Below are 14,157 nucleotides of genomic sequence, written 5' to 3' on the forward strand. Positions count from 1 at the left end.
GCCCCGGACCCGTCGCGGGTCCGGGGCGAAGCCCTGCCGGTGTGTGCCGTGCGATCCCGCCGTGCGACGCCAAAAGCGTGACGGGAGAGGAGCCGGACGGGCCCGCCCCCCGAAGGCGGAGCCCGTACGGTGTCGGACGCGAACGGGTCAGATCCGCCGTTCGGCCCGGCGGCGCAGCCAGAACAGGCCGCCGCCGGCGACGGCCGCGACGACGAGCCCGCCGCCGATCGCGATGTCGGTCGGGGTCGCGCCGCTGGAGCTGCTGCCGCCGATGCCGCCACGGACGCCACCGATCACGGTGAAGGCGGCCGGACGCGTCAGTCGCCTGCCGGAGCAGTTGACGGTGATGTCGTACGAGCCGGGCCGGGCGTCCTCCTTGATGGTGGCGGTGCCCTTGGACGTCTCGTTGGCACCCTTGACCGGCGTCAGGTGGGTCGTGCGGAACGCGTCCGAGGTCATCGTGCCGCCCTGGGGGCAGCCGTCGACCGTGACGGTCATCTGGCCGCCGCGGGCGATCACGCTGGGCAGGGCGACGATGTTGGACGGCTGGTTGTGGTCGCCGCCGGCGGTGGCCGCGGGGGCGGCCAGCCCGAGGACAGCGACCGCGGCGCCGGCTGCCGCGAGGGCACGAGTGTTGCGCATGTGATCCTCCGCGGAAGACGCCCCGGGTCCCGTCCCCGGTCGATCGGCGAGAAAGCGTCTCCCAGAAAGACCCTCAGTTGCCCCGCACGGAGCCGCATTTCGGGAATGGTCCGGCAATGGTCCGTCCTGGTGAGGGGCGTACCGGGCCGGAACCACGCGAGCGGATATCGCCGCAGGTCACGGACCGTCAGAAGTTTCCCGCCGGGGAAATCCCGGATGGCTCACGGGAGGGCGTCCGCGCCACCCGTTCGCCGCCGCCCCGTCGCCGGTCGGACGGGGGGCGCATAGCGTGCTCGTATGCGCGGAAGACGCGGCGACGGCCGGGTCGAGAGGGGATGGCGAATGTATGCGTCCGAGTTGGCCGAAGAGGAGGAGCGGTCCAGGAAGCGCGCTCCCTGGGGCGTGATAGCGCTTGTTCTGCTGACCGGGCTCGCGCTCATCCGCAACGGTTCGGGGGAATTCGAGGTGGGCCCGCCGCAGCCGGCGTCGGCCGCCGCCTCGGACACCCGCGCCGCCGGTGGCGACGACGCCACCGCCACGGGCCTCGCGCCGCTGGCGTACGCGGTCCCCGACCGGGTCTCCGTCCCCGCCATCCAGGTCGACGCGCCGATCATGCCGGTCGGTCTCGACGCGGAGGGCTGGGTCGACGCGCCGCCCCCCGAGGACCCGAATCTGGCCGGCTGGTTCACCGGCGCGGTCTCCCCCGGTGAAAAGGGCACCGCGGTCGTCGTCGGCCATGTCGACAACAAACAGGGCCCCGCCGTCTTCTACGGACTCGGGGCCCTGAAAAGGGGAAACAAGGTCGAAGTGCACCGCCAGGACGGAAAGACGGCGGTTTTCGAGATCTACGGCATCGAAGTGTTCGAGAAGGACGATTTCCCCGGCGACCGGGTCTACGCGTCCAAGGGCGGCCCCGAACTGCGGGTCATCACCTGCGGCGGCGGTTTCTCCAAGCAGAACGGATACGAGGGGAACGTCGTCGCCTTCGCCCGCATGACCGGGGTCCGCTGAGCGTGCCCCCGGCCGGGCGCGCTCGGCGGGCGTCAGACGTAGTGCCGCCGGGGGACGGTGAGGTGGTAGCCGGAGTCCAGGAGTTCGGGCAGATAGGAGCGCAGGGCGCGGACGCTCTGCGAGCGGTCGCCCCCGGCGTCGTGCGAGAGCACCACGACGCCGGGGGCGGCGCCGTCCTCGACCCGGTCGACGATGGTGCCGGTGCCGGGGGTGGTCCAGTCGAGGGTGTCCACGGTCCAGGCGAGCGGTTCCATGCCGAGTTCGGCGCCAAGCTGGAAGGCGGCGCGGTTCCAGGCGCCGTACGGAGCCCGGAACCAGCGGGGCGGCTCGCCGTAGGCCTGCTCGACGACCTCGCTCGTCCGTTCCATCTCGGAACGGATGCGGCGCCGGCCGAGGCGGGTCAGCAGCGGGTGGGACCAGGTGTGGTTGCCGACGACATGACCCTCGTCGGCCATCCTGGAGAGCAGGTCCCTGTTGTAGTCCGCCATCTCGCCGCACACGAAGAACGTCGCGCGCACGTCGTACCGCGCCAGCGTGTCCAGGATGTCCGGGGTGTAACGGGGGTCGGGCCCGTCGTCGAAGGTGAGCATCATGGTGCGGTCGCGGGCCGGCATGCGCAGGATCGGCTCGCTGCGTACCGGGGTCCGCCGGGGTGCGGCAGGGGGCGCGCCGTAGCCGGTCAGGGGCTGGAGGCGGTAGGCGGAGGGCTTGAGCGGGCGGCGGGCCGGGGCCCCCGGGGCGGGGGCGACCGGCCTGGCCGATCCGTCCGACCGGCCCACCACGAGCGCGCCGGTGGTGCCGGCCGCTCCCACGGCCGCGGCGCCGGCGAGAAGTACCCGGCGTCGGGTGAGCAACTGATCCTTCTTCATGACTCATCAGTCGCCCGGCCGCGGTCCGCCGCACCTGAGCAACACCGGTGCGGCGGCACGAAACCACCCGCCCGGCCCAAGATCACGAGCGACTCGGATAGCCTCGCCGCGTGACGGAACAGCACTCCCAGCAGTTCGAACGGGGCACGGACGGGCCGAAGGTCATCGTCGCCGGGGTCGACGGCTCCGACTCCTCGCTCCGGGCGGCGGCCTACGCCGGCGGTCTGGCCCGGCGGCAGCGCGCGCTGCTCGCCGTGGTGTACGTGCAGCCGGTGCTGGCGGCGGGGGCGGCGCTCGGGGCGCCGGTGGCGGAGACGACGGACGAGATCGCCGAGGACCTGGTGGCCCAGATCCGGGAGGGCACCGAGCGGAGCAAGGGGATATTCGACGTGCGCTGGGAGTTCCACACCTTCCGCGGCGACCCCTACAACGGGCTGGTGAGGGCGGCCGACGAGTTGAAGGCGGACGCCGTGATCGTGGGCGCCTCCGAGCAGGCCGGCCACCGGATCGTCGGTTCCGTCGCGGTACGGCTGGTGAAGGCGGGACGCTGGCCCGTGACAGTGGTGCCGTAGCGCCCTTCGGGTGGCGTGTGCGTCGTGGCTTCCGTCGCGGGCGGGTGTGAGTCGTCATGATCCACCGTCAGCCGTTTGCCGTTCACGAAGAGGTGAGGCGCGTGGCCGGGTTCCGCATGGGCGAGGGCGTTCTCCGCCGCAAACCCATCGAGCACATCGAGGACACCGAGGGCGGTGAGGGCACCGGCCTGGTGCGGTCCCTCGGGTTGTGGCAGCTCACCGCGATCGGCGTGGGCGGCATCATCGGAGCGGGCATCTTCACCCTGGCCGGCACGGTCGCGAGCGGCACGGCGGGGCCGGCGGTCCTCATCTCGTTCCTCATCGCGGGCGTCGCGAGCGCGGCGGCCGCGCTGTCGTACGCCGAGTTCGCCGGGCTGATCCCGAAGGCGGGTTCCGCCTACACCTACGGCTACGCCGTCCTCGGTGAGCTGGTGGGGTGGTTCATCGGCTGGGACCTGCTGCTGGAGTACACGGCGATCGTGGCGGTGGTCGCGATCGGCATCTCCGGCTACTTCAGCTTCCTGGTCGGTGAGATGGGCGCCGACCTGCCGAACTGGATGCTGGGCGCGCCCGGTACCGGCGACGGCCACCGGGTCGACCTCTTCGCGGCGGTGCTGTGCCTGCTGATCGCGTACCTGCTGACCCTGGGCATCAAGAACGCGGCCCGCTTCGAGATGGTCGTGGTCGTGCTGAAGGTGCTGGTGGTGCTGCTGGTGATCGGGGTCGGCGTCTTCCACATCGACACCTCGAACTACAACCCGTTCTTCCCCTACGGGGTCGGCGGGGCGTTCACCGGCGCGGCGACGGTGTTCTTCGCGGTCTTCGGCTACGACGCCATGTCGACGGCGGCCGAGGAGTCCAAGGACGCCCAGCGGCACATGCCGAAGGCGATCATCTACTCGCTGATCATCTCGATGGTGCTGTACGTGGCGGCCTGTCTGGTGCTGACCGGCATGCAGGACTACAAGTCCATCGACCCGGAGAGCGGCTTCTCGACGGCGTTCAAGTCGGTGGGGCTGAGCTCTCTGGCCGACGTCATCGCGGTGGGTGCCATCATCGGCATCCTCACGGTGATGTTCACGTTCATGCTGGGCGTCACCCGGGTGTGGTTCAGCATGAGCCGGGACGGGCTGCTGCCCAAGTGGTTCGCCAAGACCCACCCGACGCGGCACGTGCCGACCCGGGTCACCTGGATCGTCGGGGTCGCGTCGGCCGCGATCGCCGGGTTCCTGCCGATCGGCGAGGCGGCCGAGCTGACCAACATCGGCATCCTGCTGGCGTTCGTGGTGGTGTGCGCGGCGGTGATCGTGCTGCGCTACCGGCAGCCGGATCTGCCGCGCACCTTCCGTACGCCGTTCATGCCGGTCGTGCCGGCGGTGGGGATCGTCTTCTCGCTCTGGCTGATCACGTTCCTGCAGTGGCAGACCTGGGCGCGGTTCGCCGTGTGGTTCGCGGTCGGCCTGGTGATCTACTTCGCGTACTCCTACCGGAAGTCGGAGCTGGCGCGCCGTTAGAGGCCGCGGACGAAGTCGGTGAGGATGTCGCCGAACTGCTCGGGCTTCTCCATGTTCGGGTAGTGCGCGGTGCCTTCGACGGTGACGGAACGGCCGTTCGGGACCGTACGGGCGAGCCGTTCCGCCTCGGCGATCAGGTCGGGCGCGTCCAGGTCGCCGTTGACGGTGAGGACCGGGACGTCGATCTTCGGGACCCGGGCCCAGGTGTCGGTGAGGGGCACGTGGTGGTTCTCCTCGTCCGGCGTGTGCTTGGAAAGGGTGCCGAAGGCCATCTCCCGCAGCCGGCGCGGAATGTCCGGGTCGATGTCGTCGAGGGTGCGGGACTCCCCGGCCACGAAGCGCAGGAAGGCCGCGAGCCAGCCCTCGATGTCGCCCGCGCCCAGCGCGGCGGCCTGCTCGGCCTGCACCTGCCGCACCCACGGGTCGGTGTACTCGAACTCGCTGGTGGCCGCCCCGCAGGACACCACCGCGCGGACCAGTTCCGGGTACTCCAGCACCGTGTCGGCGACGATGGCGCCCCCCATCGACACGCCGACGAGCACCGCGGGACCGGCGTCGAGGTGGCGCAGCAGGGCGGCGAGGTCGTCGGCCCACCGGAACGGCCGGGTCGCGTTGGCCGAGGCGCCGTGACCGCGGACGTCGGGGGCGATCACGCGGTGTCCGGCGGCGGCGAGGGCCGGGATCTGGGCGTCGAAGACCCGGTGGTCGGCGAACCCGGAGTGCATCAGGACGATCAGGTCCCCGGCACCGGTGTCGCGGTAGGCGAGGTCGCCGTCGGCGGAGTGGAAGAAGCGCAGATCCGAAGCGGTATTCATGACAACCAAGGTGTCATAGTCGATCGGGATTTGGCAACCAGGGTGTCATTATGGCGGCATGAAGGACATCGACGCACCACTCCCCCCGGACGCCCTCGCCCGGCGCCTCACCGAGGTGTACGACCTGGTCGGCCCCCTCTACCGGCGCGCGCAGCGCAGTGTCGAGCAGGGCCTGACCACCGACGGCCTGTCCGTCGGCGTCCGCGCCGTGCTGACCCTGCTGCACCGCAACGGACCGATGACCGTGCCGCAGATGGGCCGGGCTCAGTCGATCAGCCGTCAGTTCGTGCAGCGGATGGTGAACGACGCCGCCGACCGGAGCCTGGTGGAGAGCCTCCCGAATCCGGCGCACCGGCGGTCGTCGCTGATCGGGCTCACGGACGAGGGCCGGGCGGCGATCACCGACGTCCTCGACCGGGAGCACCTGCTGCTGCGCGACGTCGGCGGGAGCCTCACGGACGCCGACGTCGCCACGTGCCTGCGGGTGCTCGGGGCCATGCTGACCGCGCTCGACCACGTGGACGACGCCTGACCGGCGCGGACGGCACCCGGACCCGCGCGGGCGCGACCTGGCCCGGGCGGGCGTCACCCGGGCCTACTCCCCCATCACCAGCCCGTCCTCGTCCGCGCCCCGGCTGAGCACGACGGCGCGGATGCGGTCGCGCACGGCCCGTACGTCGGCCCCCTCCTCCAGCGCGCGGTTCAGGTTCACCACTCGTCCGGCGTCGACGTCGAACAGCTGCGGGACGAACTCGGCCTTGGTCACCCGCCAGCGTTCACCGGGTCCGGCGGGCGGCGCGAAGGTGAAGCGGCCGATGGTCGACTGGTTGCCGCGCGGGTCGCGGGCTCCCTCTCCGTTGATCATCTCGCCCGCGATCTGGTCACCCATCCCGTAGATCACCCAGGTGCCGTTGACCTTCTCGTACGCCTGCGGGACATGGGCGTGGGTGCCGAGGATCAGGTCGATGTCGGGGCGGTCGCCGGTCCGGGCGGCGGTCAGGCTCCGGGCCAGGTCGAGCTGGTCCTGGTCGGGCTCGTCCTGCCATTCGGTGCCCCAGTGCAGGGACACGACGACGATGTCGGCGCCGGCCTCCCGGGCGGCCCGGGAGTCCGCGACGATCCGCTCCTCGTCGATCATGCCGACCGCCCAGGGCTGCTCCTCGGGGATCGGGTGGCCGTTGGTGTGGAGGGTGTAGGCGAGGTGGGCGACCTCGGCCCGGCCCGCGCGCAGGACCGTCGCCGTGCGCGCCTCGGCCTCGGTGCGCGCTGTCCCGGCGTGCCGTACGCCGGCGCGGTCGAGGGCGTCCAGGGTGCGGCGGATGCCGTCGGCGCCGTCGTCGACGCTGTGGTTGGAGGCGGTGGAGCAGCCGTCGTAGCCGGTGGCGGCCAGCGCCTCGGCCACCTCGGGCGGGGACTTGAAGAGGGGGTAGCCGCTGTAGTCGCCGTGCGCGCCGTACACGGTCTCCATGTGGCACAGGGCGAGATCTGCGCGCGAGACGACGGGGCGGGCGCCGGCGAGCATGGGGCGGAAGTCGTAGCCGGTGCCGCCCGCGTCGAAGCGGGCCCGTTCGATGATCGAGTCGTGCGGCAGTACGTCGCCGGAGGCGACCAGGGTGAAGACGCCGGTGTCCGCGGCGGACGGGGCCGGGGCCGGGCGTCTCGGCGGTTCGTGGTCGCGGGCCTGGCAGGCGGCGCCCGCGGTGAGAAGGGCGGTCAGGGCCAGGGCCACCTGCCGACTGCGTGTGATCATCCGTCCACTCCGCTGGGGTCGCACACACCAATGGAAAGTCACATTTACTTACAAATAGATAAGAAGGCCCCTCTCGTCACGGGCGGCTCCGACACGCCCATTAGCCCGTCCGGCGTGCGCGAACGGGGCGTGCCGACCGTTCGAGCGGGGCGTCGACCGTTCGTCGAACCGTTCGTCGACGCGATCGACCGTCCGTCGCACACCCGTGCGTGCGCCCTGTCCCCGGGCGGCGCCCTGCGATGCCATACGGCCATGACGGCCGGAATCACCCTCATGGACAGGACGAACGGGACGACCGCCGAGCACGAGCTCGCCGCACTGCAGCGCGAGCACGGCCGGCCGCTCTTCGCGCTGCTGCTGCGGCTCAGCGACGGCGACCGGCAACGCGCCGAGGACCTCGTGCAGGAGACCCTGGTCCGCGCCTGGCAGCACCCCGAGGCCCTGCGCGCCGACGACTTCGACTCGGTGCGGCCCTGGCTGCTCACCGTCGCCCGGCGCCTCGCGATCGACGCGCGCCGGGCCCGGCAGGCGCGGCCCGCCGAGGTCGGCGACGCCGTACTGGAGAACGCGCGGGTCTGTGCCGATCACGCCGAACGGGCCGCCGCGGCCCTGGATGTGCGCAAGGCTGTGAAGACACTCACTCCGGAGCACCGGGAAGTCCTGGTGCTGGTGTACTTCCAGGGGGCGAGTGTGGCGGAAGCCGCGGCAGCCCTGGGCATCCCGCCCGGTACCGTGAAGTCCCGCGCGTACTACGCGCTGCGCGCCCTGCGCAGGGTGCTACCGGGATACGCCGCCGACCTGCGGTGAAACCGACCGTATGGTCAAGCCTCCGTAAAGCGCCTTGCCCTGGACCCCGGTTGAGTAATCGGCTGTCCTCATCCGTGTTCCGGACGGGGGCCCATGACCCGGGTCGGGCGACGCGCACGCACCGGAGGAAGGCAGGAAGGGATGCTGCACAGAGGTCAAGAGAGCACGGACGGCGCTGGAGGGGGCGAACTGACCGTTCCCATGGCGTGGTTGTACGCCGAGTACATCGCCGACGAGCTGCTTCGGACCGGCGACCTGATGCCGCCGACGTCCTTCGAGTTCCGTGCCGGGCGCGACGCCCTGGCGCTGACCGTCTTCCTGTCCGACACCGACGACGAGCTCAGCGGCATCCGGGTCATCACCCGGATGGAGACCTGGCTGTCCCTCACCGCCTACGACCAGCCGTGGCACGAGTGGGTCCGGGAGCGCCTGGCCGAGGCCACGGCCGACGCGGTGGCCGCCGGCCGGCACTCGCCGGACCTGGAACTGGCCCGGGCGGCCTGGCGCTGGCTGGAGGAGACCGAACTGCTCGCCCCGGACCTGAACGCGGTGCCCGGCGGGGCACCGGTGACCGGGGAGGACGAGGGGCCGAAGGTGTGGACGCCGGCCTGGCAGCTGGGGCTGCCGCTCGGCCATCTCGCCATCCACCTCTTCTAGCCACCCCGGCCGGTCTCCCCGGGTACCGGGCCGGTTCACGAACTTCTTCGAGGACGGACCAATCCACGGGCCCGGCCGCTCCGAATGCCTCGGTCGCGATTCTGTCCGTGGCTTGAGTGATTCGGCCGTCCGGTGCGTACGGGTGGGAGCACGGAGTAACCCCACCCGCACCCAACGGCACGAGGATTCGGCATGAGGTCCCTGGAGAGGCATCGTGACGTCGGCGCCTACGCGCTCGGCGTGCTGGACGAGGCGGAAGCGTTCCGCTTCGAGGACCACCTCATGGACTGCCCCCGGTGCGCGGCGCGGGTGACCGAATTCGGCCCCGCCGCCCGTCAGCTGATGCTGTACCGGCAGGCGACGCCCCGTCTCGTCCACCCCATGACCAGACCCGGCCCGCGGCTGCTCGACCGGCTGCTGTCCGAGGTGGCGGCGCGTCACCGGGCCGGCCGCAGGCGGGTGCTGTACGCGGTGGCCGCGGCGGTCGTGTGCGCCGTGGCCGGTCCCGGCGTCGTGATCCACGCGAGCCGGGCGGACACGGCGGGGCGGGTCACCGCGACCGACGAACGGTCCGGGGTGTGGGCGCAGGTCACGGCCGAGGACCGGGCCTGGGGCACCGGCGTGGAACTGAAGGTCAGGGACGGGGCGGGCCCGCGCTCCTGCCGGCTGATCGCGGTCGGCCGTGACGGCACGGAGCAGACCGTCACCAGCTGGAACGTCCCCGGGCACGACGCCCTGCCGAGCACCATGCACGGCGGGGCCGCCCTGCGTCCCGGGCAGATCGCCCGTTACGAGGTACGGACCTCGCAGGGGGAGCGTCTGGTGACCCTTCCCGCCGGATGACCGTTCGGCCGCCGCGCGGCCTGTCCGACGGCCGTCACTTGAGCAGCCGGGACAGCCTCCGGTCCGCCAGCGGTCTGCCGCCGGTCTGGCAGGTCGGACAGTACTGGAGCGAGGAGTCGCTGAAGGCGACCTCCCGCACGGTGTCGCCGCACACCGGGCAGGGCTCGCCGGTGCGGCCGTGCACGCGCAGCCCGCTCTTCTTCTCGGCCTTCAGCCGGCCGGCCGCGATGCCCCGGGAGCGCTCGACCGCCTCGGTGAGCGTCGTGCGCAGGGCCGCGTACAGCCGTGCGGTCTCCTCGTCGGTGAGCGAAGCGGCCAGTTTGAAGGGAGACATCCTCGCCGCGTGCAGGATCTCGTCGCTGTACGCGTTCCCCACGCCCGCGATGAGGCTCTGGTCGCGCAGTGCGCCCTTGAGCTGCCGCCGCTCGCCGTCGAGGAGGGCGGCGAAGCGCGCCTCGTCGAAGCCGTCGGCGAGCGGGTCGGGGCCGAGCCGGGCCACGCCCGGCACCTCCCGCGGGTCGGCCACGACGTACACGGCGAGCCGCTTCTGGGTGCCCGCCTCCGTCAGGTCGAAGCCGACGCCGGTCTCCAGGGCGACGCGCAGGGCCAGGGGGCCCTTGCCGGGGCGGGGGAGGCCGCCGGGGAGGGGGTCCTTCCAGTGCAGCCAGCCCGCGCGGGCCAGGTGGGTCACCAGGTGCGGGCCGCCCGCGGTCTCCACGTCGAGGAACTTGCCGTGGCGGTGCACGGCGGCCACCTGGTGGCCCTCCAGGGCGGTGAGCGGAGGGTCGTACGTCTTCAGGACACTGATCGCCACGGGCAGCACACGGACGATCTCGCGGCCGGCCAGGTGCTCGGTCAGGAAGTCCCTGAGCGCCTCGACCTCGGGCAGTTCTGGCATACGTCCAGGGTGCCACCGGGGACCGACAGTGCCACCAGAGACCGACGGGGCCACCGGCTGCCTTCCGTGCCGGTGCCACTCCGGGACCGGCCGGGCCGGCTCAGTTCAGCCCGCCGGGTGGGACACCACGAACTCGGACCACACGCACTTGCCGCCGCCTCGCGCCTCCACGCCCCACTCGTCGGCGAGCGCCTCGACCAGGAGCAGCCCCCGTCCGGAGACACCGGAGTCGCCGGCCTCACGGCGGCGCGGCAGGGCGCTGGAGGTGTCCTCGACCTCGACCCGCAGCCGGCGGTCGGTGCCGGTGAGCAGCCGCAGGGTGACGATGGCGGAGCCCTCGGTGTGCATGAGGGCGTTGGTGACCAGTTCGTCGGCGATCAGTTCGATCTCGTCGCTCTGGTCCTTGGCACCCCAGGACCGGACCGCGGCGCGGATCATGTGCCGGGCTTCGGTGAGGGCCTCGGGGTCGCCCGGGGAGACGTGCTGCTGGAGCCGGCCGAAGGTCCGGGGCGCGCCCATTCCGTGGCGGCGCAGCAGGAGCAGGGCCACGTCGTCGTCGCCGCGGCGCTCGTCGGCCACGTCGATGAGCCGGTCGGCCAGGTCGCGTACGTCCTGCGGGCCGGAGGCGACCAGCGCCGTGAGGACCTGTATCCCCTCGTCGAGGTCGGCGCCTGGCCGCTCGACCAGACCGTCGGTGCACAGCAGCAGGGTGTTGCCCGGGTCCAGTTCGACGGTGGCGACCGGGTAGGCGAGGCGCCCGAACTCGGCGGACAGGCCGAGCGGCAGCCCGCCCTCGACGGGGACCCGGCGACAGGAGCCGTCGCCGTGCCGCAGCAGTGGGTCGATGTGGCCGGCGCGGACCACCTGGACCACCCCGGTGGCGAGGTCCGCCTCCGCGTACAGGCAGGTCGCGAAGCGGTCGGTGTCGAGTTCGTGGAGGAAGACGGAGGCCCGTGCCATCACGGTGGCCGGGGGGTGGCCCTCGGCGGCGTAGGCGCGCAGCACGATGCGCAGTTGACCCATGACGGCGGCGGCGTGCGTGTCGTGGCCCTGGACGTCGCCGATGACGGCGCCGACGCGTCCGCCGGGCAACGGGATCACGTCGTACCAGTCGCCGCCGATGTCCCGGCCGAGGGCGCCGCCGATGGTGGCCGCGCGGTAGCGGACGGCGACGTCGCAGCCGGGCACGCTGGGGATGGTGCGCGGCAGCATGGCCTGCTGCAGGCCCTCGGCGAGGTCCATCTCCCGCTCGTAGAGCATGGCCCGCTGGAGGCTCTGCGCGATGCCGCTGCCGAGCGCGACGAGTACGTTGCGGTCCTCCGCGGAGAAGCCGCGCCGGTCGCTGTAGAGCAGCCCGATCGCGCCGATCGGCCGGGCCTGGGCGATCAGCGGCAGGTAGGCGGCCGCGGTGATGTTCAGGTGGGTGATGCTCTCCCACAGGAGGGGATAGCGTTCCGCGAAGTCCTCCGGCGACTCGATGAAGCGGGGGCTGAGGGTCCGTACCGCCTCGCTCATCGGGTACGGCTCGTCGATCCGGGTGACGCGGGTGCCGGGGACGAAGCTGTCGTCGGGGCCGTCGGCGACCAGCCGGATGCGGTCGGCCTCGACCAGGCCCATCACGAGGCTGGTGGCGCCGAGCCGGGTGAGGCCGTGGGTGTCCCGCAGGACCTCGATGACGTCGTCCACCGTGCGGGCGTGCGCGAGCGCGGCCGTGGCCAGCTGGACGACGTTGGTGAGCCTGCGGCGGGCCTCGTCCTGCGCGGCCTGCTCGCGGCGGGCCTCGATGTCGGCGACCTCCTGGGTCGCGTCGCGGACGATGCCGATGATCCGGCGGGGGCGGCCGGTCTCGTCGCGGCGGATGTAGCCCTGGGTGCGGGTCCAGCGCAGGGTGCCATCGCGGGTGCGCAGCCGGAAGTAGGTGCCGTAGTTCTCGCTGCCGTCCTTCATGGCCTGGGCGACCAGGGCGTCCAGGCGCCTGCCCTCCGCCGTGGGGACGCGCGGGGACAGCGACTCGGGGCGCCCGTCGTACTCCTCGGGGCGCAGGTCGAACACCTCGTAGGCCTGGGCGTCCATGTGGAACAGTCCCGTGTCCAGGTCCCAGTCGAAGCTGCCCATGCGGTTGAGCGCCAGGATGGGGTCCGGGTGGGCGGGCCAGTCGTCCGGGAGTGGCGGGGCACTCGCTCCCCGATCAGCCATGGGCCCCACCTTGCCAGGATTTGTCTGATTCTTCGACTCCTGGTCCGCCGCCCCGGCGCCGCCTCCGGGGAACCTCCGGCCGACCGGGGTACACCGAGCGTAATCGTACGAGAGGAGCGCGGCCGTGGAGTGGTTCACCGCACCCGACTACTGGCTGAGCCGGCTGGTGTTCCAGCGGGCCCTTGCCGTCGTATACCTGGTCGCGTTCCTGACGGCGGCCCTGCAGTTCCGTGCGCTGATGGGCGAACGCGGTCTGACGCCCGTGCCCCGGTTCGTCGAGCGGGTGCCGTTCAAGCGGGCGCCGAGCCTGTTCCAGCTGCGCTACTCCGACCGTCTCTTCGCGGTCGTGGCGTGGGCGGGGTGCGCGGTGTCGGCGGCGCTGGTGGCGGGGCTGGACTCGCTGCTGCCGCTGTGGGGCGCGATGCTCCTGTGGCTGGTGCCGTGGCTGCTGTATCTGTCCATCGTCAACGTCGGGCAGACCTGGTACTCGTTCGGGTGGGAGTCGCTGCTGCTGGAGACCGGCTTCGTCGCCGTGTTCCTCGGCAACGACGAGGTGGCGCCCCCGGTCGTCGTCCTGTTCCTGCTGCGCTGGCTGCTGTTCCGGGTCGAGTTCGGGGCGGGGCTGATCAAGATGCGGGGCGACGAGTGCTGGCGGAAGCTGACCTGCCTGGACCACCACCACGAGACCCAGCCGATGCCGGGCCCGCTGAGCTGGTATTTCCACTACCTCCCCCGCCCCCTGCACCGCGTCGAGGTGGCCGCGAACCACGTCACACAGCTGGTGGTGCCCTTCCTGCTCTTCACCCCGCAGCCCCTCGCGACGGCCGCCGCGGCGCTGATGATCGCGACCCAGCTGTGGCTGGTGCTGTCGGGCAACTTCTCCTGGCTGAACTGGATCACCATCGTGCTGGCCCTTCCGGCGGTCCGGTTCCCGGCCGATCCGCCGTCCGTGGCCGCCGCGCCGCTCTGGTACGAGGTGGTGGTCCTCGCGGCGGCGGCGCTGCTGGTGTTCCTGAGCCACCGGCCGGTCCGCAACATGATCTCCCGCGGCCAGGTGATGAACCGCTCCTTCGACTCGCTCCACCTGGTCAACACCTACGGCGCCTTCGGGAGCGTCAGCCGGGTCCGTTACGAGGTGGTGATCGAGGGGACCGCCGACGAGGTGGCCCGCGAGGACGGGGACTGGCGGGAGTACGAGTTCAAGGGCAAGCCCGGGGATCCGCGGCGCCGGCCGCGCCAGTTCGCGCCGTACCACCTCCGGCTGGACTGGCTGATGTGGTTCGCCGCGCTGTCGCCCTCGTACGCGGGGTCGTGGTTCGGCACCCTCGTGGAACGGCTGCTGGAGAACGACCGGGCGACGCTGAGACTGCTGCGGCGCTCCCCGTTCCCGCCCGACGCGCCGCCGCGCTTCGTCCGCGCCCGGCTGTTCCGCTACCGGTACACGACGTGGCGCGAGCTGCGGGAGACGGGCGCGTGGTGGGAGCGGACGTATGTGCGGGAGTACCTGCCGCCGACGCGGCTGGCGGGGGTGCCGGAGAAACCGTAGCCGCACGGGCGGACGGGCCCGGCTCACGGGTGAACCG

At 72.2% G+C, this 14,157-nt stretch carries 14 protein-coding genes; 8 read left to right on the top strand and 6 right to left on the bottom strand.

The window, feature by feature from the left end:
- Positions 1–147 precede the first annotated feature (147 nt).
- On the bottom strand, positions 148–642 hold the full coding sequence (locus QC283_RS15045) for a hypothetical protein (RefSeq protein ID WP_279562013.1): 495 nt from the start codon (positions 640–642) through the stop codon (positions 148–150).
- Positions 643–984: 342 nt separating this feature from the next.
- Between QC283_RS15045 and QC283_RS15050 the strand changes: the two genes are divergently transcribed.
- Entirely contained in the window at positions 985–1,653 is a 669-nt protein-coding gene (locus QC283_RS15050) for a class F sortase (protein ID WP_279562264.1), read from the top strand.
- Between the two features lie 32 nt (positions 1,654–1,685).
- On the opposite strand, the gene QC283_RS15055 is transcribed toward QC283_RS15050, so the two are convergent.
- On the bottom strand, positions 1,686–2,522 hold the full coding sequence (locus tag QC283_RS15055; protein ID WP_279562014.1) for a polysaccharide deacetylase family protein: 837 nt from the start codon (positions 2,520–2,522) through the stop codon (positions 1,686–1,688).
- 110 nt (positions 2,523–2,632) lie between these two features.
- On the opposite strand from QC283_RS15055, the gene QC283_RS15060 reads away from it, so the two are divergent.
- Together QC283_RS15060 and QC283_RS15065 are read left to right on the top strand one after the other, a co-directional pair.
- On the top strand, positions 2,633–3,094 hold the full coding sequence (locus QC283_RS15060) for a universal stress protein (protein ID WP_279562015.1): 462 nt from the start codon (positions 2,633–2,635) through the stop codon (positions 3,092–3,094).
- 101 nt (positions 3,095–3,195) lie between these two features.
- On the top strand, positions 3,196–4,608 hold the full coding sequence (locus tag QC283_RS15065) for an amino acid permease (protein ID WP_279562016.1): 1,413 nt from the start codon (positions 3,196–3,198) through the stop codon (positions 4,606–4,608).
- Here the strand turns inward: QC283_RS15065 and QC283_RS15070 are convergent.
- Positions 4,605–5,423 (bottom strand): alpha/beta fold hydrolase, encoded by an 819-nt coding sequence (locus QC283_RS15070; RefSeq protein WP_279562017.1) that lies wholly within the window; start codon positions 5,421–5,423, stop codon positions 4,605–4,607. The two genes, QC283_RS15065 and QC283_RS15070, sit on opposite strands and share 4 nt — an antisense overlap.
- A gap of 58 nt (positions 5,424–5,481) precedes the next feature.
- Between QC283_RS15070 and QC283_RS15075 the strand changes: the two genes are divergently transcribed.
- Positions 5,482–5,955 (top strand): MarR family winged helix-turn-helix transcriptional regulator, encoded by a 474-nt coding sequence (locus tag QC283_RS15075; RefSeq protein WP_279562018.1) that lies wholly within the window; start codon positions 5,482–5,484, stop codon positions 5,953–5,955.
- A gap of 63 nt (positions 5,956–6,018) precedes the next feature.
- Here QC283_RS15075 and QC283_RS15080 read toward each other — a convergent pair whose 3' ends face one another.
- On the bottom strand, positions 6,019–7,173 hold the full coding sequence (locus QC283_RS15080; protein WP_279562019.1) for a CapA family protein: 1,155 nt from the start codon (positions 7,171–7,173) through the stop codon (positions 6,019–6,021).
- Positions 7,174–7,425: 252 nt separating this feature from the next.
- On the opposite strand from QC283_RS15080, the gene QC283_RS15085 reads away from it, so the two are divergent.
- The 3 genes from QC283_RS15085 to QC283_RS15095 all read left to right on the top strand — a co-directional run bounded on the left by QC283_RS15085 (position 7,426) and on the right by QC283_RS15095 (position 9,480).
- Positions 7,426–7,980 (top strand): sigma-70 family RNA polymerase sigma factor, encoded by a 555-nt coding sequence (locus QC283_RS15085; RefSeq protein WP_279562020.1) that lies wholly within the window; start codon positions 7,426–7,428, stop codon positions 7,978–7,980.
- Between the two features lie 141 nt (positions 7,981–8,121).
- Entirely contained in the window at positions 8,122–8,637 is a 516-nt protein-coding gene (locus QC283_RS15090; RefSeq protein WP_279562021.1) for a hypothetical protein, read from the top strand.
- Between the two features lie 192 nt (positions 8,638–8,829).
- Entirely contained in the window at positions 8,830–9,480 is a 651-nt protein-coding gene (locus tag QC283_RS15095; protein ID WP_279562022.1) for a zf-HC2 domain-containing protein, read from the top strand.
- A 34-nt stretch (positions 9,481–9,514) separates the two neighbouring features.
- Here QC283_RS15095 and QC283_RS15100 read toward each other — a convergent pair whose 3' ends face one another.
- Together QC283_RS15100 and QC283_RS15105 are read right to left on the bottom strand one after the other, a co-directional pair.
- Positions 9,515–10,378 carry an Fpg/Nei family DNA glycosylase gene (locus QC283_RS15100; protein ID WP_279562023.1) on the bottom strand — a complete coding sequence of 288 codons (864 nt, stop codon included), beginning with the start codon at positions 10,376–10,378 and terminating at the stop codon, positions 9,515–9,517.
- A gap of 105 nt (positions 10,379–10,483) precedes the next feature.
- A complete protein-coding gene (locus QC283_RS15105; RefSeq protein WP_279562024.1) occupies positions 10,484–12,574 on the bottom strand; it encodes a SpoIIE family protein phosphatase in 2,091 nt (696 codons plus the stop codon).
- A 124-nt stretch (positions 12,575–12,698) separates the two neighbouring features.
- Here QC283_RS15105 and QC283_RS15110 point away from each other — a divergent pair, with 124 nt between their 5' ends.
- Positions 12,699–14,120: a lipase maturation factor family protein gene (locus tag QC283_RS15110; RefSeq protein ID WP_279562025.1), complete on the top strand. Its 1,422-nt coding sequence runs from the start codon at positions 12,699–12,701 to the stop codon at positions 14,118–14,120.
- The last annotated feature ends 37 nt before the right edge of the window (positions 14,121–14,157 follow it).

Origin of the sequence: Streptomyces sp. DH41, assembly GCF_029813785.1 — a bacterium.
In the GTDB taxonomy this organism is placed as follows: Bacteria; Actinomycetota; Actinomycetes; order Streptomycetales; family Streptomycetaceae; genus Streptomyces.

Coding starts and splice junctions, on each gene's coding strand:
- QC283_RS15045 (WP_279562013.1), bottom strand. CDS start 642: ATGCGCAACACTCGTGCCCTCGCGGCAGCCGGCGCCGCGGTCGCTGTC.
- QC283_RS15050 (WP_279562264.1), top strand. CDS start 985: ATGTATGCGTCCGAGTTGGCCGAAGAGGAGGAGCGGTCCAGGAAGCGC.
- QC283_RS15055 (WP_279562014.1), bottom strand. CDS start 2,522: ATGAAGAAGGATCAGTTGCTCACCCGACGCCGGGTACTTCTCGCCGGC.
- QC283_RS15070 (WP_279562017.1), bottom strand. CDS start 5,423: ATGAATACCGCTTCGGATCTGCGCTTCTTCCACTCCGCCGACGGCGAC.
- QC283_RS15075 (WP_279562018.1), top strand. CDS start 5,482: ATGAAGGACATCGACGCACCACTCCCCCCGGACGCCCTCGCCCGGCGC.
- QC283_RS15080 (WP_279562019.1), bottom strand. CDS start 7,173: ATGATCACACGCAGTCGGCAGGTGGCCCTGGCCCTGACCGCCCTTCTC.
- QC283_RS15085 (WP_279562020.1), top strand. CDS start 7,426: ATGACGGCCGGAATCACCCTCATGGACAGGACGAACGGGACGACCGCC.
- QC283_RS15090 (WP_279562021.1), top strand. CDS start 8,122: ATGCTGCACAGAGGTCAAGAGAGCACGGACGGCGCTGGAGGGGGCGAA.
- QC283_RS15095 (WP_279562022.1), top strand. CDS start 8,830: ATGAGGTCCCTGGAGAGGCATCGTGACGTCGGCGCCTACGCGCTCGGC.
- QC283_RS15100 (WP_279562023.1), bottom strand. CDS start 10,378: ATGCCAGAACTGCCCGAGGTCGAGGCGCTCAGGGACTTCCTGACCGAG.
- QC283_RS15105 (WP_279562024.1), bottom strand. CDS start 12,574: ATGGCTGATCGGGGAGCGAGTGCCCCGCCACTCCCGGACGACTGGCCC.